The 26,723-nt window shown below is 64.3% G+C and carries 25 protein-coding genes; 10 read left to right on the top strand and 15 right to left on the bottom strand.

Annotated features, from left to right (window positions below; genetic code table 11):
* Positions 1-13 precede the first annotated feature (13 nt).
* Genes AYK61_RS26040 through AYK61_RS27535 form a run of 14 tightly spaced genes read right to left on the bottom strand, consistent with a single transcriptional unit; the run spans position 14 to position 14,655 of the window.
* Positions 14-1,636: a M23 family metallopeptidase gene (locus AYK61_RS26040; RefSeq protein WP_259468303.1), complete on the bottom strand. Its 1,623-nt coding sequence runs from the start codon at positions 1,634-1,636 to the stop codon at positions 14-16.
* Positions 1,637-1,640: 4 nt separating this feature from the next.
* A complete protein-coding gene (locus AYK61_RS26045; protein ID WP_121873767.1) occupies positions 1,641-1,910 on the bottom strand; it encodes a hypothetical protein in 270 nt (89 codons plus the stop codon).
* Between the two features lies 1 nt (position 1,911).
* Positions 1,912-3,684 (bottom strand): hypothetical protein, encoded by a 1,773-nt coding sequence (locus AYK61_RS26050; RefSeq protein WP_121873768.1) that lies wholly within the window; start codon positions 3,682-3,684, stop codon positions 1,912-1,914.
* Position 3,685: 1 nt separating this feature from the next.
* Complete coding sequence (locus tag AYK61_RS26055; RefSeq protein ID WP_121873769.1) at positions 3,686-5,200, bottom strand: SCO6880 family protein; 1,515 nt, start codon at positions 5,198-5,200, stop codon at positions 3,686-3,688.
* Positions 5,197-6,999 (bottom strand): hypothetical protein, encoded by a 1,803-nt coding sequence (locus AYK61_RS26060; protein WP_147458416.1) that lies wholly within the window; start codon positions 6,997-6,999, stop codon positions 5,197-5,199. The genes AYK61_RS26055 and AYK61_RS26060 overlap by 4 nt, the downstream gene beginning before the upstream one ends.
* A complete protein-coding gene (locus AYK61_RS26065; RefSeq protein ID WP_121873771.1) occupies positions 6,993-7,877 on the bottom strand; it encodes a hypothetical protein in 885 nt (294 codons plus the stop codon). The genes AYK61_RS26060 and AYK61_RS26065 overlap by 7 nt, the downstream gene beginning before the upstream one ends.
* The gene (locus AYK61_RS26070) at positions 7,874-8,503 is read right to left on the bottom strand and encodes a hypothetical protein (protein WP_121873772.1); all 630 of its coding nucleotides are present in this window, start codon (positions 8,501-8,503) and stop codon (positions 7,874-7,876) included. Before AYK61_RS26070 ends, AYK61_RS26065 begins: the two co-directional genes overlap by 4 nt.
* Positions 8,504-8,529: 26 nt before the next feature.
* Complete coding sequence (locus tag AYK61_RS26075) at positions 8,530-8,799, bottom strand: hypothetical protein (protein ID WP_121873773.1); 270 nt, start codon at positions 8,797-8,799, stop codon at positions 8,530-8,532.
* Positions 8,796-9,089, bottom strand: a complete 294-nt coding sequence (locus AYK61_RS26080; RefSeq protein WP_121873774.1) for a hypothetical protein — start codon at positions 9,087-9,089, stop codon at positions 8,796-8,798. The genes AYK61_RS26075 and AYK61_RS26080 overlap by 4 nt, the downstream gene beginning before the upstream one ends.
* A gap of 14 nt (positions 9,090-9,103) precedes the next feature.
* Complete coding sequence (locus tag AYK61_RS26085; protein ID WP_147458417.1) at positions 9,104-9,745, bottom strand: hypothetical protein; 642 nt, start codon at positions 9,743-9,745, stop codon at positions 9,104-9,106.
* Complete coding sequence (locus AYK61_RS26090) at positions 9,742-10,881, bottom strand: MinD/ParA family protein (RefSeq protein ID WP_121873776.1); 1,140 nt, start codon at positions 10,879-10,881, stop codon at positions 9,742-9,744. The genes AYK61_RS26085 and AYK61_RS26090 overlap by 4 nt, the downstream gene beginning before the upstream one ends.
* 25 nt (positions 10,882-10,906) lie before the next feature.
* A complete protein-coding gene (locus AYK61_RS26095; RefSeq protein ID WP_121873777.1) occupies positions 10,907-12,646 on the bottom strand; it encodes a cutinase family protein in 1,740 nt (579 codons plus the stop codon).
* A complete protein-coding gene (locus AYK61_RS26100; protein ID WP_121873778.1) occupies positions 12,646-13,476 on the bottom strand; it encodes a hypothetical protein in 831 nt (276 codons plus the stop codon). Before AYK61_RS26100 ends, AYK61_RS26095 begins: the two co-directional genes overlap by 1 nt.
* A 60-nt stretch (positions 13,477-13,536) precedes the next feature.
* Complete coding sequence (locus tag AYK61_RS27535) at positions 13,537-14,655, bottom strand: hypothetical protein (RefSeq protein ID WP_220709185.1); 1,119 nt, start codon at positions 14,653-14,655, stop codon at positions 13,537-13,539.
* Positions 14,656-16,010: 1,355 nt separating this feature from the next.
* Between AYK61_RS27535 and AYK61_RS26120 the strand changes: the two genes are divergently transcribed.
* The 5 genes from AYK61_RS26120 to AYK61_RS26140 all read left to right on the top strand — a co-directional run bounded on the left by AYK61_RS26120 (position 16,011) and on the right by AYK61_RS26140 (position 19,527).
* On the top strand, positions 16,011-16,487 hold the full coding sequence (locus AYK61_RS26120; protein WP_121873781.1) for a helix-turn-helix domain-containing protein: 477 nt from the start codon (positions 16,011-16,013) through the stop codon (positions 16,485-16,487).
* 259 nt (positions 16,488-16,746) lie between these two features.
* Positions 16,747-17,424 carry a helix-turn-helix domain-containing protein gene (locus AYK61_RS26125; RefSeq protein WP_121873782.1) on the top strand — a complete coding sequence of 226 codons (678 nt, stop codon included), beginning with the start codon at positions 16,747-16,749 and terminating at the stop codon, positions 17,422-17,424.
* A 101-nt stretch (positions 17,425-17,525) separates the two neighbouring features.
* Complete coding sequence (locus AYK61_RS26130; RefSeq protein WP_121873783.1) at positions 17,526-17,975, top strand: hypothetical protein; 450 nt, start codon at positions 17,526-17,528, stop codon at positions 17,973-17,975.
* Positions 17,975-18,586, top strand: a complete 612-nt coding sequence (locus AYK61_RS26135) for a hypothetical protein (RefSeq protein ID WP_027494121.1) — start codon at positions 17,975-17,977, stop codon at positions 18,584-18,586. Before AYK61_RS26130 ends, AYK61_RS26135 begins: the two co-directional genes overlap by 1 nt.
* A 92-nt stretch (positions 18,587-18,678) precedes the next feature.
* Positions 18,679-19,527, top strand: a complete 849-nt coding sequence (locus AYK61_RS26140; protein WP_147458418.1) for a hypothetical protein — start codon at positions 18,679-18,681, stop codon at positions 19,525-19,527.
* Here the strand turns inward: AYK61_RS26140 and AYK61_RS26145 are convergent.
* Entirely contained in the window at positions 19,517-20,116 is a 600-nt protein-coding gene (locus AYK61_RS26145) for an isoprenylcysteine carboxylmethyltransferase family protein (RefSeq protein ID WP_121873785.1), read from the bottom strand. The genes AYK61_RS26140 and AYK61_RS26145 overlap by 11 nt on opposite strands.
* Positions 20,117-20,188: 72 nt before the next feature.
* Here AYK61_RS26145 and AYK61_RS26150 point away from each other — a divergent pair, with 72 nt between their 5' ends.
* The 5 genes from AYK61_RS26150 to AYK61_RS26170 all read left to right on the top strand — a co-directional run bounded on the left by AYK61_RS26150 (position 20,189) and on the right by AYK61_RS26170 (position 26,243).
* Entirely contained in the window at positions 20,189-21,205 is a 1,017-nt protein-coding gene (locus AYK61_RS26150; RefSeq protein WP_121873786.1) for a DUF3068 domain-containing protein, read from the top strand.
* Between the two features lie 133 nt (positions 21,206-21,338).
* Positions 21,339-21,539, top strand: coding sequence for a hypothetical protein (locus tag AYK61_RS26155; protein ID WP_037149368.1), 201 nt, complete (start codon positions 21,339-21,341; stop codon positions 21,537-21,539).
* 275 nt (positions 21,540-21,814) lie between these two features.
* Positions 21,815-23,713 (top strand): hypothetical protein, encoded by a 1,899-nt coding sequence (locus tag AYK61_RS26160; protein WP_121873787.1) that lies wholly within the window; start codon positions 21,815-21,817, stop codon positions 23,711-23,713.
* Positions 23,714-23,861: 148 nt separating this feature from the next.
* A complete protein-coding gene (locus AYK61_RS26165; protein WP_121873788.1) occupies positions 23,862-24,902 on the top strand; it encodes an acyl-CoA/acyl-ACP dehydrogenase in 1,041 nt (346 codons plus the stop codon).
* A gap of 546 nt (positions 24,903-25,448) precedes the next feature.
* Positions 25,449-26,243 (top strand): ParA family protein, encoded by a 795-nt coding sequence (locus AYK61_RS26170; protein ID WP_121873789.1) that lies wholly within the window; start codon positions 25,449-25,451, stop codon positions 26,241-26,243.
* The last annotated feature ends 480 nt before the right edge of the window (positions 26,244-26,723 follow it).

Genomic DNA, 26,723 nt, shown 5'->3' on the forward strand with positions numbered 1-26,723 from the left:
TCGTGTCGTGTGCTCAGGCGATCGAGGCGAATTCGGTGGCGTACTGCTGGATCAGGTCGACGTAGGGGCGGGTCTGGTTGACGTAGTCCGGTGAGCCGGTGGGGAATCCGCCGGAGGACTGGACCGCGCCGAACCCTGCGTTGTAGGCGGCGAGATACAGCTCGAGCGGGCCGTTGGGGGCGGAGATGGACCCGTTGGCGATCCCGGCGTCGACCTGGCCGGCGATCTCGCACATGTAGCGGCCTTGGGCCATCACTGCGTCTCCGATGTCGTAGGGGGAGACCGAGCCGTTGCCGTCGTCGTCGCGCCCGTAGCCGGGCCAGGTACCGGGCATGAACTGCGCCGGTCCTTCGGCTCCGTCCGGGCTGACCGAGCGGGGGTTGAAGCCCGATTCCTGCTTGAGCTGTCCGGCGATGACGGGTGGGCGGATCTGCGGGCAGGTGTTGCCGGCCCTGATCACCCACGGCTCGAACTCCGGGGGCACTTTTCCGGGTGCGAGATCGGTTTCACCGCCGCTCGCAGCGGGATTGACCCCGCACGGGGTCGGGACCGCCCCTGGGCTGCCTGCTGCGCCCGGTGCCGGGCCGTAGGTGGTCAGAGCGTCGGGCATGCCGCCACCGACGGTGGTGACGTGGACGTGGTCGAAGTGATTCTGGGTGGGGGAGCCGCGGTCCTCCATCAGGTTCGAGGAGCCTTCGGCGGGGATGTAGGTCTGACGCCAGATGAGGTACTCGATGTGCAGCTCGGTCTTGTTGGCCATCAGGTACTCGACAATCCGATCGCCGAGCTCCTTGCCGGCACCGGTGTCGTAGTCCGGGATCATGATGTCCGCGGCGCGGCCGCTGGGGTGATCGTCGTAGGCGTCGTATGGACGCCACCCACCGATCGTTTTGATCTCGGGGAACTTCTGCGCGACCGCTCGGGCCAGACGAACGGTGTCGACCTGCCAGTGCTCCTCGGAGCCGACCGATGGTGGTAGCGGGGGAAGATCGCCGCCGGGGGCCGGTGCTGTGGGGGACGGCGACGGCGCGGTCGGGCTCCCGGCGGGGGCGTCGGGCTCGGATGCTGCGGCGATCCACGGGGCTGGATCGACGGCTTCGCCGGCGTCGTGGCCGCCTTGCCAGATCTCGAAGTGCAGGTGCGCGCCTCCCGGTCCGGGTGGTGAGACTTCGCCGTTGTAGCCGACTTTCGCGATCTCCTGGCCTGCGTGGACCTGTTGGCCGGGGGTCACCTCGAGGTCGTCGGGGAACATATGTCCGTAGACGCTCGAGATGATCTGTCCGTCGATGTTGTGGTCGATGACGATCCACTCACCGAACCCCGTTGCCGGTCCGGCTTTGGACACCACACCATCGGCGGTGGCGTAGATCGGTTCGCCTGCAGCCGATCCGAAATCCTGACCCTCGTGCATGGTGCCCCAGCGCGGACCGAACCCGGACGTCAACTGGTAGGTGCCGGCCTTCATCGGCTTGACCTTGGTGCCGGCGGGGAACGTCGCGATCGGTGCGCCGCCGGGCAGGCAGTCCCCGACCTTCGGTTCGTCGTCGCCGGGGAACATCAGCAGCACCAGCGCCAAGATCAGAGACAGGAACAGGGCGACGCCGACCAACGTCCCCTTGCCGGCGGTGCTTTTCACCGGTTCAGATCCTTTCGCGGCCGAGAGCGCGTTGCAGGATGGTCACTTGGTCGCGGAGCTCGCGGACGGCCAATTCGGTGTCGGCGGGGAACTGGCTCACGCGTGCTGCACCGCGTTCGTGGCGCACCCAGTTACGCAGGGTGGTGACCGGGATCTGCAGTGCCGCAGCGACAGCGACGACGGCCTCTTCGCGTGAGGACGCAGTCTTCATCTGCTCGCCGACAAGCGCGAGGCATTTGTCGCGAAACTCGGTGGTGTAGAACCGTTTGGCCATCTCACGCGACCTCGTCGTAGTCGTCGGCGTCGTCGCCGACGAAGGTGAACCGGTAGTTGGTGTCGTGGACACCGGATTCGACCTCCGACGGCATGAGCACGGTCCGGAACGGAATACCCGGTGCGCCTTGCTCACCGAGTTTGACGATGAACTTGCCCTGCCCGGGAGGAGCGCTCAGAGCGCCGGCCTCACCGGTCAACGCCTTCGGCGACGACCAGGAGGTGATGTCGGCGATTTCGGTGTCGGTGAACGGTTTGATGTCGGACAGTCGCGCCATCTCCTTGCGTGGCAATGCGCCCACCACCAGCACTCCGGCGCGTTCGACCAGGCCTTTGGCGGTCGCGACGTCTTCGGGGTTGGGCAGGGATTCGAGGTCGCTGATGGTGTGGGTGCACATCAACAGTGCGGTACCCCAAGCCCGGTTCAGGCGGGTCAGTTCGTCGACGCGGTCGACCATGCCGACGCCCGCACGCAGCACCTGCCACATCTCGTCGAGAACGACCAGGAAGTTGCGGCGCGGTCCGCACCCGGCGTCGGCCAGGTAGTGAGCGGCGTCGGTGGCCGCGAAGCCGTGCTCCCAGCAGGCGAGCAGGACCGCGCCCTTGAGGGTCTTGTCGGCCGTGCCGATTCCCGAGACGTCGACGCAGACAGCAGCGGCGTTGATGTCGATCGGGACGGTGGTCTGACCGCAGAACACCTCACCGAACTCACCGTCGATCAGGGCGTGGAGAGTGCGCCGCAATGCCTTCGAGTCGGCGCGGTACTCGGCGTTGGTGTCGGATTTGAATGCCCGCCGTACCGGGTCGGGGCCTTCCTCGAGGACGTCCGCGAGATCGGAGAGCAGCGGCTGGACGTCGCCGGTGAAGCGTTCTTCGAGTAGGCGGATCGCGGCACCGAGGGCGGAGATCTCGAAGTCTCCGATCGGGTCGTTGCCGCGGGTGACCTGCAGCAATGTCTTGACCCGGCGTACTCGGTCGCCCGCGATGCGTTTGCGCACCAGGGCCGCGGTTTTGTCGGCGGCGTCGGTGCCGGCGGCATCGAGGGTCGCCAGGATCTGGGCGAGAGGCCCCATGTCGAGGGGGTTGATCTGCCCGCGGCCCAGGCCGAGGTCGATGATCTGGCCTCGATCACCGAGGGCCTCGACGAGTTTGCGGTAGTCGGGCCGCATGTCGCCCATGATCAGGGTGGACACTCCGGCGTAGATCAGGCCGAGGATGATCTTGCGAGCCAACGTCGATTTACCGAAGCCGGGCAGCCCGAGCAGCATCATCGAGGGCTGTTGGAGGAACCGGGCCCGGGTCATCCACGAGAGCGGGTCGAAGCACACCGGTGCTCCGGTGTAGAGGTGCACACCGAGTGGCACACCGACGATCGGTGCCCCGGCCCCGACGGGGAACGGCCACATACCGGCGGCTTGCAGTGTGGTGGCACGGAATTCGGTCAGGGGTAGTACCGGTCCGGCTTTGCCGCCGCCCCGTCCGGCCAGGCCCATGTGGTTGCCGCGCAAAGTCTCTACGTCGCGGCTGTGTCCCACGGTCTTGGACCGCGCTGCAGCGTCACGCCCGAGATGCAGGCGCGCCCGCCAAGAGACGGCGATGTTCTTAGATTCGGCGGCCCGTTCGAGCTCGCGGCGCTCGTTGTCGTCGAGTACGGCGACCGGTGCGGAATCGACGCTCTCGCAGTGTCGTTCGCGCTGACGTTGTGCGGCGGTGCGGCCGAGGTCGCGGTGGGAGGCGGTAGTGGCAGCGCGTCGCCAGGGGCGTTTGATGCTCATCTCACGCTCCCAGCTTCTTCGCCACGTTCTTGGTGTGTGAGGGCATGAGGACGCCGACGCCGAGGGTCGCCGCGAATCCGGTGTCCTGGGTGAACCACAAGCGCTGCAACCGAAGTGAGGATCGTGTGCCGAGATCCTTGGTGACCGAATCGGCCTTGGGTCGGTCCTCGCCGTCGGGTGTCGTCACCGTCACCAACAGCCCGACCATGGTCAGCCCGTGTCCGTGGCCCTGTTCTTCGAGCTGCTCCTCGACGCTCTTCAAACGCTGTTGCGCCTCGAAACTGGGGCCCTTCTTGCCCAGGTTGTTCACGCCGCTGTTGGCGTGTTTGAGGTCGCGGCCGATGATGGTCGCGGCTTCGGCCGGTGAGTGGGGTCGGTAGCAGATAGCCACGCGCTTGCGCAGTACGTCCGGGTTGGGGTCGAGCAGTGGCCGCAGCACCGTCTCGACGAACGAGTTCTTCGGGCGCTCGGCCATTTCCCATGTCGTGGAGTAGCAGCCGTCGTGGAAGAGGTTCGAGATGTTCGCCTTCTGGGCTTGGGGGCCGGCGTCCTCCCAGCCCAGATCGTGTCCGCCCTGCATTTCCGCAAGTTCGAGATCGTAGAGCGCGGCCGGGGTGTAGGCGTGCTTGACGAACGAGACGATCTCTTCCGAGGCGAGAAGTCGCGGGTTGAGCTGTGCTTCGTTGAGGACGGTCAGTACGCCGCCGATGCGCCGGGCCAGCTCCTTGATCTGCTCACCCGGATCCTTGCGTCGGCTCGCGGTCGCGGCCCGGTAGGTGATGGCCACCCGCGCCCACAAACGCGGTGTGCCGGTGGGGAGGTATTCCGCGGACTCGAGCATCATGCGTGCCGGCAGCTCGCCGCCGTAGAAGCCGTCTTCGTGGGCCATCGACCGCACTTCACGTTTGAGCCGATTGCCGGACTCGGGGCCGTTCTCGATGACGACGGTGACGCCGTCGACGTCGCCGGTCTGGGAGATGAAGTTCACCGCCGCGCCCCAGGAGAACACCGAATTGTCGACTGCGTCCTGGTCGATCGCTTCGTTGCCCTGCGGCCAGCATTCGATGACGATGGTGAACTGGTGGGTCTTGGGCATCTCGATGACCCCGAACTTCTGCCGTGACTGATGTTGGACCCAGCCGTCGTGCAGGACGCTGTCGTAGAGCACGCCGGGCAGGCGGTTGGTGCCGCCGGGAACGCGGGAGAAACGTCCGGAGAGGTACAAGTTCTCGCCTTTCGACACGTGGATCAGCCACTGCGAGTACAGGGCGACCCACTGGTAGATGGTTTTGCGTTGGAACCGCAGAATCAGCGGGAGCGCGGTGACGGCCATGACGCCGATGAAGGCGAGCGCGTAGAGCTTGTTGGCGGCGATCGAGAGCACTCCCACACCCACGAGCGCGCAGCCGAAGAGATAGATACTCGCGGCGATGTTCAGACCCAGCAGGAACGATTCCTTCGGCGCGGGGCCGATCATGTACGTCTGACGGTGACGCATGGGCGCGCTGGTGCTCACTTCATGACCTCGTTCGTTGCGAAGGGCCGGCCCGGAACATCGCCGGCGATGTCGTGAGCCATGGAGTCGAGGGACTGACTGCCGCGCGAGATCCCGGCCCGGGCGGACTGGACGCCTCCTGAGATCGAGGGGATGCGCCGCCCACCGGGACGGCTACCGAAGTTGCCCCGAGAGGGTCCGGAACCAGCGTTCGACGTGCGACTGCGCGCGCCACCGCCGCCACCACGACCTCCACCACCTCCGCCGCCACCTCCGCCGCCACCTCCGCCGCCACCGGTTCCAGGGGCGCGGCCGCCGTAGCCTCCCTGGCTGCGGGTGACTGCGCCGCCGACCGATTTGACTGCGCGGGTTGCGCCCATGACCGCGGCGCTGGTCCCGCCGCTCACGGCGGCCATGCCGAGAGCCGCTCCGCCCGCGGCCATGCCAGCCAGTGCCATCGGGCTACCGGACGACGCGCTCGAGACGTTCAGTACTCGCAGCAGGGCCGGAAGTGCCACTGCCGCAACGGTGAGCAAGATCAGGCCTTGGAGCTTGGTGACATCGGAGCTGGGGTCTGCGGCCCAGAACGCGGTGGCCATGATCGCGGCCGAGGCGGGCTTGAAGAGGATGAACGCGATCGCCCAGTTGCGCATCTTCTCGTAGGACTGCGAACCCATCTCGGTGCCCGATGCCGCTGCGGCGACGGGCAGGACGCCGACGATGACCATCAGGAACGCCATGCGGACCACCAGCAGCACGACCTGGACCAGTGCGCCGAGCATTCCGAACAGGGCGATCAGCAGTACCCAGCCCGGTCCCCAGGTCGAAGTGTCGTCGATCATCATCGCTTGGACTTTGGTGCCGAGGTCGTTGCCGCCCGATTCGCTGAGCAGCCACAAGCTGATGCCGTCCGAGACCTGGATGGCCAGGCCGATGGCAACTCCGAACAGCGACATCGAGGTGATCGTCCGGACGAACGTGCGCACGAGGTCCATCGCCGCGGCGTTCTCGTTTCCGGACTGCGCGAGGGCGACGCGGATACAGGCGACGAATATCGAAATCACCAGTACCGCACCCTGAATGGGGAGCATGTAGGTCTGGAGCACCGTGAGGTAGTTCGCGTCCGACAATGCCGGTGATGGTGTGGTGAACCACCAGTTGATCATCGTGCCCCAGCCGTCGGCGACGCCGGCGATGAGGGATTTGACGTTCTCACCGAACGCGGAGTCCCACATCTTCTGCAGCGCATCGCCCGGGTGAGAGACGACGTTGGCGAGCTTGCAGACCTGCTCGCCCGGGTTGGCGAAGATCTTGCGCAGTGCGCCCGAGACGCTGGCCCACGATCCGGTGTCCTGAGTCATCGACTCGCACTGCTCGTCGAAGCCGAACGTTCCTTCTCCCGGTGCGCCGCCGCCGATTTCGGGCAATGCAGGTGCCTGGGGTGCTTCGGTGGGTCCCCCTTCGGGGACTGCGTAGGTCACCGTGGGGCAGGACTTCGTCGATTGTCCGCCACTCAGTGGAACGGTGATGCAGGTCAGCTCGCGTTGGACCATCGTGTAGCCCGCAGGCAGCGGTTTCGGGGCCGTCCCTCCGAGACCACCGAGGGTGATCGAACCGGCGGGAAGGTTGTTCGCCTTCAGATCGTCCGCACCGACGAGCTCGTAGCCCTGCGGTGCGGCCGGGATCGCCGGGACGGCGGTGTCCTGCGCGGATGCCGGCTGAGCCAACGCACCTATGAGCGACGCGGCCGCGATCAGTACGACCAGCCCGGCGAGAACAGCGTGCACGATCCGTCCGGCGCGTAGCCGCATCGTCACCATGGGGTCCACCCGCTCAGAGAGGTGGCGGTGCCCGTGAGGTCACCGAGCTGCTCGGGGAAGGTCAGCTTCCAGTCGCCGTCGACCCAGGTGACCGTCAACCTGGTGGTCAACCACTGGGCGGTCCCGTTGTCGGCTTTCTGTGCGGGACTGGCGGTTTCGATGACGGCGAGATCCGCGGCGTAGTCGAGGATCCGGAAGGCGTCGGATTTGGTTTGGTAGCTCAGGGCGGCGTCGGTGGCACCGCGATGGAACGGGCCTTCGGCGTCGAGCTGCGCGTACAGCTCGCTGCGCTGTGCCGCGGTCATGACGGTCTGGTTGTCGTAGATCCCGCGTGCGGTCTCGTTGTTCGCCGACCCCAGGCGTAGCGCGATCTGCACAGCCGCAAGGGCAGCGCCTTGAGGGGTGCGAGCGAATCCGGTCGCGGTCAGACCTTGCACGGTGGACGGGCCGTCCGAGGTGGAGAACGGGACGATCGCTCCGTCGTTGACTTTCTGCCAGCTCACCCCAGCAGGAGCGGAAACCGGTACGGCCGGGTTGTAGGGGCCGTAGTCGATCGGCGATTGTGGCAGTGCCCACCCGCCGGGCCATTTCGGGATGTCGACCCGGCGGCCGAGGCGGTCGACGGTCGGAGTGCCGAGCCCCTGCATTGCGCCATCGGTGTTCGGGACGGCCGTGGGGCCGGTGGAGGGAAGCGCTGTCACCGTCGGTCGGGGCGTCTCGGTAGCCGGCGAGTTGTCGTCGGAGTCACCGCTCACGCGCAGGACGACTGCGACGACGGTGCAGATCACGATGATCGCCACGACGAGCAGCGCCGCGCCGGTCAACACCGGGTTGCGCTCTTTGGCGGGCTTGTCGTCTCCGTCTTTTCCGGTGCTCATGATGCCGCCGCGAAGTCGGTGAATCCGGTCGTGGCGGTGAGTGTTTCCGGGCTCGGGATGTCTTCGGGTGCAGGTAGTAGCAGCTTCCAGTCGTCTCCGGACCATACGAGGGTGTGGGTGGTGGCTACGAGCGCGCCGTCCGGGCGCTCGACGGCCAGCCGGACCGCCGCTCGGGCGTCGGTGAAGTCGGTGACCTCGAAGCCCTGAAGGCGTGCTTCGGTTCCGTCCGGCGCTGGATCGGTAATGGAGACCTGGGCGCGGTTGATGGCGTAGGTGTCGCGGCCGACGCCGGGCGCTGCCACCGCATTGACGACATCGGGCCATGAATTGTCCGGTGCCAGGCGCAGTCTGGTGATTCCCTGCGCTGCAGCCAGGACCGCGCCCTGCGGCGTCGGGGTGTAGCCGGTTGCGACGTCGCCGGCCACCTCACGCGGCCCGTCCGTGCTCGAGGTCGGCAAGGAGGCTCCCCGCCAGGTCTCCCAGTGCACGTCCGCCGGCGCGGCCGAGGTGTCGACGGCTGCGCTCGTCGAGCTCGTTGTGGTGTCGGCTGCGGGTTCGTCGGATCCGCAGCCGGCAAGGGCGAGGAGCGCGGATGCAGTTGCTACGGCGGTGAGGTGGCGTTTCATATGAAGGGTCTCCGATTCGGATTGCGTTATGAGAGAGCGAAGCCCGCGAGTGCGCCCGCCGAGCTGGCGGCGATTGCGGCGGCGAGGATCCACAGGATTTTGCGCACGGTCCGGGTAAGGGGTGTCGAGGTGGCGAAGAGCCACCACAACATGCCGCCTGCGGTGATCAGTGATGTCACCAGCACGGCTCCGACGATCCACATCCCGTAGCCGAGAAGCTGGTCGAGCGGTTCGGTGACCTCGGGTGGTAGTGGTTGCGAGGGTGGTGCCGGTTGAGCGAGCACCGTTGCTCTCATGTCATCACCCAGGTGACCCACGACGCTGAGAGCGACATGATCAGCGCGCCGATCAGAGCGCCGATGACGATCTTGATGCCTTTACCGGCCATCGCCCCGTTGCCGGCCGCGTGGTCGAACCACATCACGCCGCCGCCGACGATGACTCCCAGGACAGCGCCGCCGGTGAGGATCCAGAGGGCGACGCCGATCATGCGCCATATCCGGTCGCCTCCGGGCGGGGGTACTGGATCGGGCTGCGGGACGGCGAGGATCGTGGTGTGGACTGCGTCGAATGTGTTGATCAGCATGGCGTTTCGCTCTCTTATGGGTTGGTCTGGAGGATCGAGATGATGGTGGTGCGGATGGCGTCGGCAACGTCCGCGACCTCGCGCGGTACGGCTCGGTCGGGTGGTTCGCGTTTGCGTCCGGTGGGAGTGGGATCTCCGGGAGTCCAGAACGGGAGCTCATCGGGTGTCAGTTCGTTCCAGGTGTCGATCCACGGGATTCGCCAGTGATGGTCGTCGACGAGCCCGGCGACCACTTCGAGGCGTTGGCGCAGCTCGCTTTTGAGTCGGCTCGGTGATGCTGCGACGGTGACGAGTCCGACCAGAGTGGTTGCGCCGCCGTAGCCGGACAGATGTTGGGTGAGGAGGTCGTGAGCTCGGGTGATTCCCCATGCGGATTCACGAGCGACCACCACCACGAACGGCGATTCCTGCTCGAAGCCGGCCGGGAACGCGCCCATCGCATCGCCGGCGATCGACCACGAGGCGGTCAGCATCGACACTCCGGCTCCTCCGTGGCCACCGACGAGCCACCACGAGGGCACAGCCCGGTCGGTGGGTGCGTAGACCGGCTCGGGCCAGACGTCGATGCACCGCTCTGCAGGCGGCGGGGTGATCAACCTGTGTGAGCGTCCCGGCTCCCGGGAGTCGTCGGCGGCCGCCCATGCCATGGCGCTCACAGCGTGGGCCGCTCTGCTTGGTTCCGGTTCTGCCATCCGGCGGCGAAGTCCGTTGCAATCAGTTGCGCGAGATCGCGATACGCCGCCCGTGTCGCGGGAAGCAGTCGATTCCAGTGGATTTCCGCGCCCTCGTCCAGGTGCGGGTCGAACGGGATGGTCACCACCGCGCGGACGCGGTCACCGAAGTACTCCTGTAGCTGGTGGTCGGTCAACGGTGTCTTCGAGCTGCTCGACATCCGGGAGACGACGATCACGCACCGCTGCACCAGGTGCGAGTAGTGATGGGCGTCCAACCAATCCAACAGCGCGTTGGTTCTGGTGACCGCCGAGACGTCGAGCTTGGTGGGCGCGATCAGAGAGTCGGTCAGGTCGAGTACTCCCGCCATCGCGGGGTGGGTGATGCCGGTGCCGCAATCGGACAGCAGCACCTGGAAGTGGTCTTGGAGGATCTCGATCACGCGCCGATAGTCGTTCTCGCTCAGCGCTTCCGAGCGCTCCGGATCATCGTGTGAGGCGAGAACTTGCAGACCGGTCTCGGCTTCGAGGGTGTGTTCGCGTACGTCCGCGTAGCGATCGGTACGCGGGGCGGCGAGCAGGTCGTAGATCGTCGGTGGATGCTCGGTGCGGGGCGCGATCGCTGCGATGCGTTCGGCGAGGACACCGGCATCGGGGTTGGCGTCTATGGCCAACACCCGATCGGTGCGTACGTCCGCGAAAGCGTGGCCCAGCACGACCGAGACGGTCGACTTTCCCACCCCACCTTTGAGTCCTGCCACGGTGATCTTGTGATCGGTGCGCACCGGGGCGGCGATCTGCGCGTCGAGCTCACGTGCACGTTTGTCCGCGGGCGATTCGCCGGCGTTGATCGTGCGCAGAGACAACGCGTACAGGGCGCGTCGCCACCCCGACATCGGAGCAGCTCGGACACCGTCGATCTCCAACGCGGACGCCGACGAGGGGCGCGGCGGCTGCGTTCTGTCGCCGCGCCCCAACATCACCACCGCGGTGGTGTTGCGGTCCAGATCGATCTGCCCGAACGCCGGTCGTGGCCCGACCGGTGTGGACGTCGTGTCGACGTCGTCGATGTCGGGACTCGTCCGATCGGCCATCAGGCCGTCTTTCCAGTCGGTGCTCATCGGGTGGTCCTTACTGGGTTCGCCATCAGTTGGACGGGGTCAGCCACGAGGAGTCGTCGGGAGCGGCAGCGGGGAACTCCATCGGGAACGCATCGCCCGACGGGGCCGCCGACGTGGTCGCAGTACTCGTGCTGTCGGCGTCGGTGGCCGCCTGCGGGGTGTAGGTCGGCGTTGTCAGCGTCGACGAGGACTCGGCCCAGGGATCGAAGGCGGTGGAGGTTGTGGACGGTTGTGCGCCGACCTGGAACTGCAGACCGGGAAGGCCTTGGTAGGAGCCCTGCCCGTCGACGGGAACGGTGCGTGCGAAGGCGTCCTTGTCCGCAGTGGGGGCGGTCGATCCGCTTTCGAGATCCTTGACCAGCGCGGTGATCCAGTCCGAGGCGAAGCTCAGCCAGGTTCCGCCCGACGGTGTGACCGCATCACGTTGGTAGGACTCGTGATTGGCGCGCACCGCCCAGTACTTGACGTCGGTGGCCATCTTGATCAGGCCCTTGTTGTCGGTGAGTTCGTTCTGCACGATCTTCGACACGGCCGTGGTCGTCTTGTCGGTGATGTTCGCCGGAACCAGCTGCAGAGCAGCCTCGGCTGCTTTGGCTCCCAGTAGCGCCAGTGCGGCCGGCGGATTGGTCAGGCCGACGGTGGCCAGTTGCGCGATGTTGTCCATCGTCAGGACTTTTTTGGCGAACGTGACCGCGGTGTTGATTCCGATGCCGAGGACTTTGTCGATCGCGGCGAAAGCATCGACCTCGTGTGTCGGGTTGGAGGCATCAGCGGCACGGTTGCTCAGGGAATCTCCCGGCCGGTAGTCCAGGCCGCGGGTGGTGCCGTCGCTGCTGGTGATGTCTTCGTTGACGACGTCGACGCCCATCTTGAGCGCGGTGGTGCCCATGACCTGCGCGGCCGACCACAGCACCCCGATGGGATCTTGGGCGTCGAGGTTCATCTGGCCGCTGACGTTGGTCACCAGACGGGCCAGCGGGGCGTCGGCGGGTGTATCGCAGGCGATGTCGCCGCTCGCGCAGGCCGATGCGACTCGGCCGGTCAGGGACCCGAACGAGGCCGGGGTCTGCGCGGCGAGGGGTGCGATGCCGCCTCCGTCGGATGGCGGTGTGGGCAGCGTTTCGAGCTTGGTCACCTCCGCGCCGCGGGTACCGGGTGCAGGTGCGGGGTGTTCCTGGGAAGGTGCACCGGGGAAGATGCCGTCGCCCTGCTTACGGGTGGGATCGGAGTAGAGCATTCCCATCGCGACCCGTGCGGGCGGGATCGGACCTTGGCCTGCGCCGATCAGCCGGAGCAGCTCCGAGGCAACTGCCGCGCCCTGCGAGTACCCCAGCAGCCCGAACTTGGTGTTCGGGCAGCGAGCGGCTTCGTCGGCGATGATTTTCGCGGCGTTCTCGACTCCGCGTGCGGCCGAGTCCTTGTACGAGGTTCCGGTGAAGCCGTAGTCGGCCGGGTACGGCACGTAGGTGCGGTCGAACTTGTCCGAGGTGGTTCCACCGAACTCGGCCAGGACCGGAAGGATCGCCGCCGACAGCGTGCCCGAGTCCTGTTTCGGCATGGACCCTTCGGTGGACTCGGTGGTGCCCTGCGTGACGACGACGTGCAGCAGCGCGCACGGAGCGTTGGTGGTGGAGTCGGCTGAGGGCGCGGTGGTGTCGGGGGGCGTGGTGATCGGTTGCGCTGCAGCCTGGGTCCCTGCGCTCACTGTGATCGCGACGGACCCCAGTAAAGCCATTGCGGCGTAGGTGAATCGGGTGGCCTTCATCAGTTCTCCGTTTCGGTGATGTCGACGATCGAGGTGATGAGGGTCCGATCACCGTTGGTTCGTGTTCGTACGATCTGGGTCCACGTCTCCGGCTCTGCGCCGGGGACGGCATGGGTGAGCTCGACGGTGTATTCGTCGGGGTTTCTCGGGGTGATGCGCAGGCAGTGCGTGGTCTCGGACGGGAAGGTGTCGATTCCGGCGCTCTGCAACAGTTCTGCGCTGCCGACCGCGGCGTCGGGGGTGGTGAACGCACGCGCGGCGGCTCCGCTGCGCGTGACGTAGTAGGCGTAGTCGAATCCGAGGATCGCGTCCGGGCCCGAACCGAACCCGCCCGGTCCGGCACCGGTGACGACGCCACCGGTCCGGGACTCGACACACGGCGGCGGCGCGGCCGGGGCCGGGGTGGTGGACGTGGGCGGCTCGGTTGTGGTCGCGGGTGCCTCCGAGGTGGAGAGCATCGACGACATTCCGGCCGCGAACGACGCCTGGTCGTTGGAGTCGGGGGACAACACCCACGACACGGCACCGACGGCCACACCCAGCAGCAGACTGGCCGCTGCCAGTGCACCCCAGATCGCCAGCCGAGAGCGCCTCCCGCGCTTGTTCTGTGGGATCGGACGCGGTACCGGTTTCGGCACCGGCTTCGGTGAAAGACCTGCGACCGCAGCCTCCCGGCTGGTGTGTACCGGTGGGGCCTCGCTCACCGACCGCGGAGGCGCGGCCGGGGTACGCGGGTCAGGCGTGCTCGGTGTGTCGGTCAGTGTGGCCCGCTCCCACGGTTTGCTTCCGGGTCGGGAGGTGCCGGGACCGCGATCAGACAGCGATGCCATAGCTGCTGCTCACTCCTTCTGGTCGACGAAAAGCTGAAACACCGAGCACGCCTGCTCCCTCTAGACGGGCTGGCTGGTGGTCAGGGCCTGCCACGCCGCATCGGCCTGCTCGAGGGCCGGTCCCGCAGCGGCGACCGCGTCCGCGACAGCGGGCTGTTCGACCACGGTCGAGGCGAAGCCCTGCACTGCAGTAGCGGCTGGTGCAACCCACGTGCCTGCGTCGCTGACGGCCTTTTCGACGACCGGGGCAGCATTCTGAACGGCGGTGTTCGCCTGAGCGAGCAGGCCCGGTCCCGCCTCCGTCGCCAGTGGTGCCGGGGTCACCGGAACCGGGCTGGTGGCCGGCGGTGCGGGTGCCGCATCGACTGCGGGAGCGGGTGCAGGCTCCTCGATCGTCGCCGCTTCGCCGCCGGCGGCCGCGCCGCCGATCAGAGCACCGGCCGCAGCACCGACCGCGGTGGTCGCCGCGACGATCGGTGCCGAAACCGCCGCTCCGACACCGGCTCCAGCGAGTGCCGCTGCGCCGGGGACGAAGACGTAGCCGACCGGGCCGGCCCAGACGATCGCCGGAGTCAGGACAGGGGTTGCGGCCACGCCGAGTCCGGCACCGATGGCCGCGCCGCCCGCGGTGATCGCTGCTCCGGGCACGAGACCGACACCGAGTCCGACCAGGCCGCCCGTCACGGCACCGGCAGCGGTACCGGCGGCGATACGGTCAGCTCGCGGGGCAGTCGCGAGGCCGTTGTCGACGAGCAGGTTTCCGCCGTCTGCCTGGATGGCCTGGAAGGTGTTCGAGACCTGGCGGGCGAAGACACGGTCGACGCCGTCGGGGATTCGATGCGGGCTCGCGCCGATCAGGACGGAGTCGTCATCGACCTCGATAGGCACGATCGTTGGCCGCTTGACCGTCGGCACCGGTGCCGGTGCCGGTGCGGGTGCCGGTGCGGGAGCCGCGGTTTCGGGGCTATCGCTGATAGCCGGACCCTGGATCGGTGCCGGACTGCTCTCGTAGACGACCGGTTCGGAGTAATAGGTGGTGTCGTAGGAGGGACGCTGACGACCTGCGTTGTAGTCGTCGACGGTGCGAGTCTCGGAATAGTCGTAGATCGGGGTGTAACCGGCGATGTACTTGTCCTCGGCGGGAGCGGGCGGGGCGGGTGCCGGAGCTGGCTGGGTCACACCAGGCTGCTGGCCTGGCGCAACAGACACACCCGGCTGACCCGGTGCAGCCTGAGCAACACCGGCGCACGCGATGCACAGTGCAATGGGGATGGCGCACGCAGCAGCGATCCGCGTCGTGGTGCGTCGGTGCCGACCCCCACTACCAGTCGATCTGAACATTTCTTCACCTTTCATTGACGAACAATGCGTTTGGGTTACAGCGGGTAGATCCAAGAAGGGAGCTGGTGCTCTCGGCCCGTCCTCGATTGGTTGTCAACCAATCATGCTGAACAGCAGTGTGATTCAGGTTCTAACCTCGTAGCTCCGCCGACGTGCGATTGGGAGTGCGGGTGATGCCGAAGGTTTGCGGGTCCGATCACCCGCACCCACCAAGTGCACTTGGCTTATGTGAACAAAGACGAGAGGGAGTTCACGAAGAGAATCCACTGAAGGAAGAACGGCACCTGTCTAAATCCTTTCTCTGAGAGGGAGTTACGGGGTTCTGTCGATGTCCCGGCGGGGCCGCGTAGGTCGGCACACGATGAGGTCGAAGCGTCACCATGCGGCCCTCGCGCCGGTCCATCTGATGAGACGGAGGCGACAACCCTCGAGTCAGGCAATCGCCGGGTTCCCGTCTCACGACTTTTCAACGGTGGCGGGGAGTCCGATCTGCACGTGAGGTCCAGTTCGGGTTCCCCGCCACTCGCTGTGAACGTGATTGGCCTGCCCTGGGCGTTAGGGCGATCTTTCACGTCCTGAGACCGACATCTGTTGGGCAGGTGTCGATTTCAAGCGTTAGCGTCTTTAGGCGACGTGCTGGAGGTCGGGGCTGTTGGCCGGCTGGGAGTAGCTCGACGATGACAGCCACTCGGTGAGGACCTGGCCTGTCGAGTCGTCCATCTCTTGGTGAGGCCGATCGTTCTCGTGCCCGGCATCGAGTGAGCACGAAACGAGGCCGATGCCGACGACAGTGGTGAGGGAGGCGCACGGAGTCGAATCCGTGTAGCCGTGACGGGGCGTGGAAGCGGGTCGAAACCGTAACGGTTGAGGTTTCAGCAGCGATGTCATAGGTGCTCCAGTCGTGTGGACTGCGCTGTGCACCTAGGCTGGTAGGCCTGTGGGTGCGGTGCGTTCAGGCGCAGTTGTCATTCGCAGATACGGGACCCCGGGGCGTTCGGACGCCAATCACTTGCGCACCCGGGGTTTCTCTTACTTTGCTTCTGCTCCTCCTTCGATCAGGGGCATCGCCACCTCCACGTTCGGGACTGTGGAGAGCAACTGCCTGTGCTCGAGGTCAATAAAACGGTCCGACCTATCACGACATTTGCATCGTTTAAGGTCATGCACAGATTAGACCTTAGTGGAGGTGCGGCATGGTGTCTAGCAATGAACGGAATGCGACAGTGAGTCGACGCGTCTTGCGGGGCTTCGACCCGGCAAGGCTGACGTCGCTGCGTGAAAGTAGAGGCATGAGCCGCGCGGATCTCGCGCGAAAGTCCGGGCTCGGAGGTGCCACCGTCCAGCAATGGGAAGCCGGCACCCGGAGTCCTCAGGTCGATACCTTGGCCCTCGTTGCGAAGACCCTGGGCTTGCCCATCAGTGAGCTTGTCGACGTCCCCCGGGATCAGCGGTTCCCCGGAGATTGGCGCGTCCTTCTCGGGCTCACACAGCCGCAGCTGGGCCAGCAGGTGGGCATCAGTACGTCGATGATTGCTCGCATCGAGCGCGGCGAGGTGAAGCTGACCGATGGGAATGCTCGCCGCCTGGCGACGGCGCTTGAGATTGGTGTCGACGAGCTCGTTCGCAGTTACGAGCGTGCGCGAGACCGGCCGGCTGGCGTTCAGGCGTGACAAGGGTCGCCAGTTCCTGAATGGGCATCGTCGTTGGGTCGACGTCGTGGACCGCAGCGACGGTGGGTGTAGCGCGGCGAGCGACGGCATGAGTGCAGTATGTACCGGCGATTGAAAACAGAGCAACTTAGAAGCAAACTTTTTGCAAATAAACCTTTTGTGTAACGACATCGCTGTAGTTCTGAGCTGCTTCTATGTCCATCCGGTACATTTACTTGGGAATTGCGATTTTTTTGCTTACCGGACATAGGATGCAGTAATGCAGGAAACAGACGACCTGGCCCGTTTTGGCAAGGTGGTGGCGGCGCGGCGGGCAAGGCTTGCGTTGACTAGGTTCGAGGTCCGTGATGCTGGTGGACCGTCGGACACCACACTTGGCAACATCGAAAACGACACTCTCGGTCGGGCGCCCAGTCCGGCCGTGATCAGGAGGCTCGACCAGGGCCTGCGGTGGAGCAAAGGGAGCGCAGCTGCTGTTCTCGCCGGTGGCGATCCTGTCCCCCTGGAGAGCCTGTCGAACAGAAACTCCAGATCGAGCAGTGCCGCCGCCGAGCCGGATGCAATTGTGCTTCCCCTGGACGAAATCAACAATCTGTTCGGGCTGCACCGGCAGCTCAATGCCGCGCACGAGAGCTGTCGTGGCGCGGATCCCCCACTGGAATACTTCGACCAGGTCGTCGGGGGATTCAACGCCTTTGTTTCCCGCGTAGCCGGACGGTATGCCACCGCGGTCTTGGAAAGAAGTGGGGGCCCTGGGAGAACCCTCCCTCCGATGGCGGAGATGGCATTCGGTCCCCTCCTCGATAAACCCGCCGTCGACTACGACCCGGTCGAGCGCGAAGAACAGCTCTACCGTCGCTGGCTGGCTGGGCGGCACGACGACATCGACGACGAGCTGGACGCCAGGTTCCAGGAGCGATGGGCGGAGCGCGAGTGAAGCAGTTGAAGTTGCGCAGGAAATGGGCAAGGGTGCTTGCTCGGGACCAAGCCTCTCGTAGTACTCCGCGGGGAGAGAACGTTCGGAAGGAACAGACCACAATGGACAGCCAGCTACCGCTACACGATCGAATCAGCAGGCTATTCGGGGGCTTCCGACATCTGGGGACACTCGATGATCTGGACCCGCAGGTCGCGGCGCATGTGAGCAAGAACGTCGGTCGCCACGTCACTGCGGAAGAAGTGAAAGTGCTCCGCAGCCAGGCGGTCGACGACGCCGAACGAGACGTCCTCGAGGCAGTGGCCACCTTCTTCGAGTCGCCGGTTACCTACCTGGTCGGCACCACTGCCGAGCAGATGGACTATAACGCGCAGCTCGATTACTTCGACAATGTTCGGAACTCCCAGGCCACGGTATTTGCTCTACGAACTCGGGTACCGCAGCTGACTCCGGCGATCGCTGAGCGTCTGAGCGAGCTGGTCCGGGACACGCACGGACGTTTCGAGAAGCAGAATCGGCACGAACCGGCCGAGGCCGGCGAATCGACATAATGAGCTCGGTCCGAGACGCTGCCGCTGCAGCGAGAACTATCGACGACCCCGAGCTACGTGCCAGATCCTTCCTCGACACACTGCAACTGCAGTTCACGAGACCCTGGTCGATCGACCGATTCGTTGCCGAGGTTGGGTTCAAGATCGGCCGCGTCATTGTGATCCTCGATCTACCTGACGATCTGAGCGAAAGCGGCGAGGTCTCGGGCTTTTGGGTACGAACTGCCCCGGTCGATGTCATCTACGTCCGTGCGGACGTAGATCCGCTCTTTCGTGAACAATGCATCCTCCACGAAGTCGCACACATACTTCTCGGTCATGATGCCGATGTTGTTGTCACCGAGGACATTCTGGTCGAATCGTTCATGAGGATGGCTCCTGCCATTCCGAGGACAATGATCAGCGCGCTTGCCGAGGAACAACGGGCGAAGGTGTGCTTCACGCGAGTCCCGGATTTCCTTCAGCCCATCGAAGCAGAGGCCGAATGGCTCGGCACACTCATGCTTGCCCGCGCCGATTCCCTACGCAAGCCGTTCTACCCGGAGAACATCGACTCGAAAGACAAGGAGACCTTGCGTCGGGTGGCCACAATTTTTGGGTGGCAGATGTGAGCACGTTCTTCGAGGCGATACTGCCAATAGTGTTGTTGGTGTTCGGTCTTCAACGCCTACCGTTGTACAGGCGGAGGCCGCAAACTCGCCCCATGACGGTGCTACTGCTCACTCTCAGTGTTGCGCAGATGTTCAGAATTCATGCGCTGGCAGACGACAAGCTCGACCCTGTCTTACACGACGTAACGGGCCTGTGGAACGTGTCTGTTCTGATAGCTCAGGCCTTGGCGATTTGCGCCGCAACACAATGGGTAGGGATGGTGGCTCACTCGACCCAACGTAGTTTTCCGCGTCGCTATCGCTACGCCGTCACCACGGCGTTGGTCAGCGGTCTGGTCATCTCATTTCTGCTCTCCCCCGCGCCGTCGAGACCGACTTACTACCTCAGTCAGACCTTTGCAGCCGAAGGCTGGATGCTGGTCTACTGGGTCATCTTTCTCGGAAGCCTGTCGTTGTGCGTGGTTGTGCCGTTCTACCTGTTGGTCCGCATGGCTTTGATCGTGAAGACCGGAGAATTGGCGCGCGTTCTCACCGCTGCTGCGGTGGCGTGCGGGATGATCCTGCTCTACGCAGTTCACAAGATCGTGTACCTGGTGGCGTTCGCCCGCGGCATAGAGAACTGGTACACCGACCACACCGTTCAGATATCGCTCTTTCTCATCATGTCGCCGCTGCTCGTCGCCGGATACGTTGCGTGGGTGTATATCTGGACGACACTGCTTCCTCGCGTCCAGCGGTACCGACGCATCGTTGCGTACATGGACGAGTGGCAGGCCTTGGCGACTCGAAGCAACGCCATCCTTGCGGACACTCTGATCCCGAGCTCCAAGCGGGCTGCCTGGCGTGCCAGCAGAAACTCCGTCGCGTCCACCCGACTGATGGTCGAGATGGTCGACGGCGAAGACGGTAAGGCAACTTCCGCGGGGGCGACTAGAAGATGAACGGGATCAAGCGCTTAGAGCGCGTCATGTATTCGGCGTACCCCTCTCCTATGCCCTCGAGCATCGCGGACTCTTCCGACGGGATCCGGTGGACATATCCCCCCGCCAGAAACGACACCATGACGGGGGCAAGCCAGTTCCCGTACGCGATGGAGAATCCCAGCGCGCAGATCAATGCCCCCGTGTACGAGGGGTGCCGAATCAACCGGTACGGGCCCGTCTGCACCACCAGTTGCTCTGGATGCGTGTGGACCTTGAACGTAAAGGACTCCCCGAGCTTCCGCGCAGAAGCCAGCCGGAGGGCCTGCCCGAGTACAGCGGTGGTCAAGCCCGCGACGAAGAACGTTCGCGGGTGCCGATCAATGACGGTTGCCGGCGAGGCCACGCTCAGCACGAGGCCTCCGCCGTACGCCAGTGCAAGGCCACGGCCAACTGCTCTACCGGACCCGTTGTCCCGATTCACAGAGCCTGCTCGCGGCCTCCGCTTGCCCATCTTGTACTCCGACAACGCAAATCCCGCGAAAGCGGTAGCCAAAACCACAGCGGCCGGTCGACTGGTCACGAACAAGGGCAGCCTCTTGACGATCATGCGACACAGCTTCTCAGACTCAGTAGCCGCTCCGAGACGAGCAGGGTACCGACCAACTTCAAGGACCAACGCATGACGACGGCGACACTACCGATCAAAGGCCTGGCACTGGTCGGGGTCGGTGCGTTTCTCGCCGCATCCTCGGCAACAATGTCCCTCTACATGGCTCCACAGCTGGTGAAGACGCCTCTCGACGTCGACTCCGCAACGGTCGCAACGGGCACCGCGACCTTGCTCGACACCGAAGCGCTCATTCAGGGCGTCTCGAAAGTCGATCGCGACGTCCCCATTCGGGTCTTGCAGCAGGTCACTGTCGAAGAACCGTCCGACAGCAACAAGATCACCATGCAATCCGCTGTTCTGTTGCAACGAGACGACAGACCTGGTGAACGAGGAACGGTCAACGCAACCGTCGATAGATTCACCGCCGACCGCAGAACTGCGATGCCGATGGACGATCCGATCGGGTCGATCCAGAAGTACGACGATCAACCCGCCGATGAAGTCACGCACGACGGGCTCTCGCTCAAGTTTCCGTTCGACGTCCAAAAGAGGTCCTATCCGTACTTCGATACGACCGCGCGCCGCAGCCAGGAGATCCAGTTCGACGGCCAGACCACCATCAACGGCCTGGATGTCTACCGTTTCGTTCAGGACATCGCGCCACTCGATACCGGCGGCAAGCTCAGCCTCCCTGCGTCGTACTGGGGTATCGACGGGGACGAAGAAATTCTGATGCACCGGTTCTACAAAGCACGCCGTGAGCTGCTCGTCGAACCCACGACAGGTGCAATCGTCTTCGGGAAACAAGCGATGCACCAGTACTACGGCCGCACCGCTGACGACCCCTCGGCGGTCACCATCGTGGAAATGTTGCCAGAGCTCGACGCCGCCACTGTCGACGAGCAGGTGCAGCGGGCAGTCGAGTCCAAACGACTCATCGACTGGGCCGAGATCTACGGTCCGCTGACGGCCGGTGGTCTAGGCGTTGTATGCCTCGTTTCGGGGGCTGTAGTGATTCGTCGCCATTCACGGACTTCAGAGCTGCTAGTGGAGAAGCACCAGGCCCTGGCTGATGCCCCCCGCTGATGGCTGCCAGACAGTCAATGCGACAGAAGCCTGGCCCAGTTTCGGCGTGTCTGCGGAAGATGCCACGACACTCGAGACAGGATTGGTGGACGCGGGGATGACGGCCCCTCGTCGAGACCGGAGGAGACCACCAGTGCCTCAAAACAGCAAGGGCAAGCGCAAAGCTCTGAGAGCTCGTGCGCCCGAGGAGATCATTCCGACAATCGAGCGCATGGCGCGAGAGGCCGGCTGCAGTTCGGTCAGTCAGTACCTCTCCGACATGTTGTGCCTGGTGGCCGAACGACCCGATCTCGTTCGAGAGCTGAACCAGGAGGTGTTGCCGCTCTCCGCATGACGTGACGCACGGCCTCTCAGCTCGAATACGGAAGGGCGTTCCGTAGGGCTAGCTGGAGGAAAATACAGCGACACACGCCAGACCCGAGACACGAAAAACCCCCCGGCTCTTGTTGGGCAAGAAACGAGGGGCATTCGAGTTTGGTGAGAAGCGAGCTACCAACTCGATTCTCGGTGTTGCGCTTCCCCACGAAAGGGACTGTCTTGGTGGACAGGTCTCAGGGTACATCGCGCCCTGATGAAGATTCAAGATTTGGTGCTCGTGTCGGGTCGACGATGTCGACACCCGACAACACTTGGGGACGTCTGTCTCCGTTGATGGCCGCGCGTCGGTCCATGCGGGTCTGGAGTGCCGACAGTGGCAAGTTCGATACCTCGCGGAGTCTGACGAAGCGCCTGCCGGCCGTGCCGGCCGCAGTGCCGATCTATGTGCGCGGCCGTACGAGCCTGTTAGCGCTGGACTTCGACGCCAAACATCACAGTCCTGAGCAGGTCGACGCCGACGTCGATCGCGCACTCGGATGGCTCCATGAATGCGGCGCGCGCACAATCACCGACCGCTCGACGAGCGGTGGCCGCCACGTTCTGGTCCCCATGGCCACCGATATGCCTCTGCGCGTCGACGACATCAAAATGGTGATGCAGCTCCTCGGTGCCCGGTTGGTCACCCTGGACGCCACACCGATGCTCAACGCAGACTGGGGATGCATCACTCCCCCTGGCTCACCCTGCCGCGAGGGCGGCTACCGACTGCTCGACGGCACCCTCGACGACGCAATAGACGCCTTCACCGTCCGCTCCGACCGCGGTGTCATCGCGCGCCTGATCGCTTTGCTGGGGGGCGCGACCACTCCCCGCCACCGAACCCCAGTTGCCGCAGTTGCAGCCTCCCTCACACAGGACGAACGCCTCGTCGGCGTCGGACGCGATCGACGCCTGGACCCGCGCTTCCACCGCACCACACCTGTCCCCCATGCCGTCGAGACGTACGCGGCCACAGGCAAGTTCACCAAGGCTCACAAAGCCCTCTGGACATCTCCGTCAGAAGCACGCCAGTCCGTCATCAGCCACGCCGTCCTCCGCGGTGCCAGCACTGCGGACATCGAGAAGTCAATCGCCACCTCAGAGTGGGCCGGGCTGCGTCACGCCTACATCGACAAGTACGGGACTCATTCAGCCGCAGCCTTGCAACGGGACGTGGAGAAGGCTCTGACCTGGGCCGCAACGATTGTCCGTCCATTCCACCAACTCACGCACAAGAACAGATACACAGGGGGGGATGGTTCCTTCCTGAAAGATCGTGTTCGTCAGCAATGGCTGGCTCACGCGAAGCTGTGGATCGACTCAGAATTCCTCGGTACTCGTCAACGCCCCGTCCTACTAGCGGTGGTGCAGGCCCTCGCTTACACATCTGCGTTGGCGGGGGAATTGGTGGAGGGAGTCCCAGTGGTCGCCGTTGGTGGTCGAAGTCTGTCGCATGCAGCGGGGCTGATGTCGGAATCGACTGTGTGGAGTGGGCTGAGACTGCTTAGAGAGACCCCAGGCTCTCCCGTGCTACTGGTGTCGCGCGGGGCAGGTCGAGAGGCGGACCGCTACGCCCTGACCACTCCAGCCACGATCCAGAATCCAGGAGCAGCGCATATCGAGCGAGCGCGGGTCGAGCCCGTGCATCCGGCATGGAGCGTGCTTGGTCTACGTGGTCGTGCGGTGTACGAGCTGCTCAAGGCCGGCCTGGCCACCGACGTCGAGGACATCTTTGCCGCTGCAAAGCTCCGGCAGTCCAACGGATACGCGATCCTCGCGGACCTAACAACTGCTGGGCTCATCGAGCGAAACAATGCAACCTTGACCCTAGGACGCCGCACGCTGGACGACGTAGCGGCCGCTCACGGTGTGGAAATGGTCGTAGCCGACCGCATTGTTCGGCACCGAGCCGAACGGCTCTTGTGGCAGGTGTGGCTCGAGAACCGTTTCTCCGCTCCATCCCGTGACTCCGCTACGCGCGACCAGACGATTTTCCCGCCGGCCGAGGCCGCTCCCCTTCCTGGCGACGCAGATTCGGAGGCTCTTTGGGCAGCACTCATGAAGGCTGGTCCACCGCCAAGAGATCCGGTGTTAGAGGCAGTCGAGATACTCGGTGACCTTCTAGGGGCGGTCATTGTGGATACGTCGTAGCGGCTTCGGAAACGGGGCTTGAGGTCGGTCGCCGGCCCACTTATCTGTCAGCTGTGCTCCGTACCACCCATCGGCTATCCGCATCCGAGGACGGTCCGACGCTAGCGTGGTGCGGCGATGCTTGAGCAAACCTATAGAGAGGCGGGTTATGACCGACTGGGTTGTAGCGGCGGAAGAATTACGCGCCGAGCTGTTGGCCCCGGACGCGAATGATGTCGACTGCTCGGGGGTGATACCGGCCTCTCATTTCGACGCGCTGCGCAGCAGAGGTTTCTACGGACTTGCGTTCAAGTCGCAGGATCCGATCCGGACACTTGCGGACACCGGCGAAGTGCTGGTCAGCGGCTGCCTCGCCACAGCATTCGTATGGGCGCAACACCACGGCACGCTGCTACGTCTGGCCACGTCGAGCAACGAGGGCTTGAAAGCTAAGTATCTGACGGCACTGCAGACGGGCGACATGCGCGCAGGTGTTTCCGGCAGTGGCTATGCCAGCCCACGGAAGCCGCTGGTCAAAGCAGTTCGAGTAGCTGACGGCTACTCGATTACAGGGACCTCGCCCTTCGTAACGGGATGGAACGGTCTCACCGAGGTCATCGGTGTGACCGCGTACGACGAGGCAGCGGGACAGCAAGTTACGTTCCTTGCCCACGCCGAGGACGTCTCAGGCTTGGTAAGCGATCGCCTAGAACTGACGGCCGCGCACGCCTCACATACGGTCAGACTCACCTTCGACAGGCTTCATGTACCCGACGACGTGGTCATGAGTGTGTCATCGGCGTCAAAGAAGGACGGTTCGGAACTGAGTGACATGGATCGGGCTGTGACCCGTTTGAACGGCTCGCTCGCTCTCGGAACGGCGAAGGCATCCCTCTTGGAGTTGGCTGCAATGGGCCGGTCCAACGACATCCTCGATGCGAGACACAACGAGATCAGAGCCACGCTCACTCGCGCGATCACCGAGCGGCAGATTGACATCTTCGGAGTGCGCGCTGCCGCAAGCCGATTCAGTGTTGACGTTGCGAACCATTTGGCGAGCGAGGCTGGAAGTGGAGCGATATTGCGAGGCGCGACACCTGAACGGCTTCTCCGTGAAGCTGCTTTCAGTCTTGTATGTACAACGACGCCGGAGATGAAGGCGCACTTGCTACGTGAGGCGGCACATCGGTACGACCTCTCAGTTGCGTAAGACGGAGGCCGCAAACCCGCGTGCTGACTGTTGCCTCAACTGATCAACTGGATCTGGGACGCGCAACGGTGGCTGCCCCAGTCCCCCGGTTGGGGCAGCCGTGCCCGTCTGTGGAAGATGTTTCGACCTCCCCTAGTGGCTATGGCTGCCTATATGGGCGATCGGAATGCCGCTCCGCTTCCCTGGTGAGCTGTGGTGAACGCCGGAGTTGCAGGCTGTTGCGGGCCGTTGCGCTCGGACGCAACAGCCTCCGATGCCCATATGGGCAGGTATATAACATTATATGTACATACAGTACCTAGCCTAGATACGATAGTTACTGTAAGCTAACGTTACCCAATATCCAGTACTATTTGCTTTGCTCTTCTTTAATAATCAAAGCGTATATACGCTGCGCTTACGTACTATTCGCTAAGCACTACTAGTTCCACTTCGGTCCATATGTCCCTGTAAGTGCCCCCACCTGCTTTGTTCCTCGGCTCTCCCCTTCGACACGGGGGAGGGGGGTGGTCGCATCAACGAACGAGAGGGAGAAGAAACACCGCTATGACAATTACTGCGATCGCGAACCTGAAGGGTGGCGTCGGCAAGACCACCATCGTGAACGGCCTAGCCCACGCAGCGGCCAGCGTGCAGCAAACCTGCTTGGTCGTTGACGCTGACTCTCAGGGGAATTCGACCAAGCATCTCACCAGTCACACTGTCGAAGATCCGCCTGAAGCGAGTCTCGCGGATGTGCTCGACCGAGATGTCGACTGTTCGACCGAGCAAGCCATCATTCAGGCGCGGCGTCCAGGCATAGATGTTCTGCCGAGCGGGTTCAGTGACCTTCAAGCAGTCATGGACACGCTGGTGGGGAAGACCGGCGGCGAGATGGCCGTCGACAGGGCGCTGAAAACGGTTGCAAACAAGTACGAGCACATCCTCATCGACTGCCGTCCCGCGATCGACCTTGTGTCCCGTGGAGCACTGTTCGCCGCCGATAACGTTCTGATCGTCGTGAACCCCGAATCGGACGCAATCGACGGGTTCGACGCTATTCGCCAGTCGATCGAGGACCTTGAGCAGTACATGGGCAAGGTACTGCCTATCGCAGGCGTAGTCGTCAACAAGATCGACGGGCGCCGTGCCGATCATGCGAAGACGCTGGAGTACCTCAAGGAGTACGTGCGAGCGGCTGATATCCGAATCGTGGGGGAGCCGATACCGATGCTGACCGACATCAGCAAACTGACCAACGTCGGAATGGGCCTCGACGAACACCCTCGGCCAACGGGAAGGATCCGCAACCTTCACGAAAACTTCGTAAAGATTCTCAACGCAACAGGAGGGAAGGCATAGTGAGTAAAGAGATTCCGGCACCGCAGCTACCCGCCGCGCGTGCGCCTCGGCGCAACACGTTCGCGCAGGCGGCAGCACCGGCGCAACGCGAACCTGAGGCCGCGCCGCCTTCGGTAGCGCCACAGTCTAAGCCGCCGACACAGCCAACGAACGCCCCAGCAATCGAGGGTGGCGCGAAAGAGAGATCGAAGCGGATGGAAGGAACGAGGGACATTCTGCTCTCGATGCCCTCATCTCAGAAGGAACGAATGGAGGCAACGATCGCTCACACGCAGGCATTCACCGGCGTCAAGCATCAGCAGGTATTCATCCGGACGGCGGTTGAGCGGTTGTGTGAGCAGCTGGAACAGCAGTACAACCACGGTCAGCGGTACGCGCTACCGCCAGCTGCGCCCTCTCTATAGCGCCCATATGGGCGCTATAGAGAGTGTGGGCGTCTTGGTGTCAGTGCCGCTTCGCCCGTTTTCTGGAGTGCCCTGG

It is taken from the genome of Rhodococcus sp. SBT000017 (genome assembly GCF_003688915.1).
Taxonomy (GTDB): domain Bacteria; phylum Actinomycetota; class Actinomycetes; order Mycobacteriales; family Mycobacteriaceae; genus Rhodococcoides.

What these genes read in the sequence shown, in the direction of transcription:
- AYK61_RS26140 (WP_147458418.1), top strand. Translation starts at nt 18,679, where the DNA reads ATGACGGTGCTACTGCTCACTCTCAGTGTTGCGCAGATGTTCAGAATT.
- AYK61_RS26070 (WP_121873772.1), bottom strand. Translation starts at nt 8,503, where the DNA reads ATGAAACGCCACCTCACCGCCGTAGCAACTGCATCCGCGCTCCTCGCC.
- AYK61_RS26100 (WP_121873778.1), bottom strand. Translation starts at nt 13,476, where the DNA reads ATGGCATCGCTGTCTGATCGCGGTCCCGGCACCTCCCGACCCGGAAGC.
- AYK61_RS26150 (WP_121873786.1), top strand. Translation starts at nt 20,189, where the DNA reads ATGACGACGGCGACACTACCGATCAAAGGCCTGGCACTGGTCGGGGTC.
- AYK61_RS26145 (WP_121873785.1), bottom strand. Translation starts at nt 20,116, where the DNA reads ATGATCGTCAAGAGGCTGCCCTTGTTCGTGACCAGTCGACCGGCCGCT.
- AYK61_RS26135 (WP_027494121.1), top strand. Translation starts at nt 17,975, where the DNA reads ATGAGCTCGGTCCGAGACGCTGCCGCTGCAGCGAGAACTATCGACGAC.
- AYK61_RS26095 (WP_121873777.1), bottom strand. Translation starts at nt 12,646, where the DNA reads ATGAAGGCCACCCGATTCACCTACGCCGCAATGGCTTTACTGGGGTCC.
- AYK61_RS26130 (WP_121873783.1), top strand. Translation starts at nt 17,526, where the DNA reads ATGGACAGCCAGCTACCGCTACACGATCGAATCAGCAGGCTATTCGGG.
- AYK61_RS26050 (WP_121873768.1), bottom strand. Translation starts at nt 3,684, where the DNA reads ATGAGCATCAAACGCCCCTGGCGACGCGCTGCCACTACCGCCTCCCAC.
- AYK61_RS26120 (WP_121873781.1), top strand. Translation starts at nt 16,011, where the DNA reads ATGGTGTCTAGCAATGAACGGAATGCGACAGTGAGTCGACGCGTCTTG.
- AYK61_RS26075 (WP_121873773.1), bottom strand. Translation starts at nt 8,799, where the DNA reads ATGAGAGCAACGGTGCTCGCTCAACCGGCACCACCCTCGCAACCACTA.
- AYK61_RS26160 (WP_121873787.1), top strand. Translation starts at nt 21,815, where the DNA reads ATGTCGACACCCGACAACACTTGGGGACGTCTGTCTCCGTTGATGGCC.
- AYK61_RS26125 (WP_121873782.1), top strand. Translation starts at nt 16,747, where the DNA reads ATGCAGGAAACAGACGACCTGGCCCGTTTTGGCAAGGTGGTGGCGGCG.
- AYK61_RS26090 (WP_121873776.1), bottom strand. Translation starts at nt 10,881, where the DNA reads ATGAGCACCGACTGGAAAGACGGCCTGATGGCCGATCGGACGAGTCCC.
- AYK61_RS26060 (WP_147458416.1), bottom strand. Translation starts at nt 6,999, where the DNA reads ATGGTGACGATGCGGCTACGCGCCGGACGGATCGTGCACGCTGTTCTC.
- AYK61_RS26170 (WP_121873789.1), top strand. Translation starts at nt 25,449, where the DNA reads ATGACAATTACTGCGATCGCGAACCTGAAGGGTGGCGTCGGCAAGACC.
- AYK61_RS26065 (WP_121873771.1), bottom strand. Translation starts at nt 7,877, where the DNA reads ATGAGCACCGGAAAAGACGGAGACGACAAGCCCGCCAAAGAGCGCAAC.
- AYK61_RS26080 (WP_121873774.1), bottom strand. Translation starts at nt 9,089, where the DNA reads ATGCTGATCAACACATTCGACGCAGTCCACACCACGATCCTCGCCGTC.
- AYK61_RS26045 (WP_121873767.1), bottom strand. Translation starts at nt 1,910, where the DNA reads ATGGCCAAACGGTTCTACACCACCGAGTTTCGCGACAAATGCCTCGCG.
- AYK61_RS26165 (WP_121873788.1), top strand. Translation starts at nt 23,862, where the DNA reads ATGACCGACTGGGTTGTAGCGGCGGAAGAATTACGCGCCGAGCTGTTG.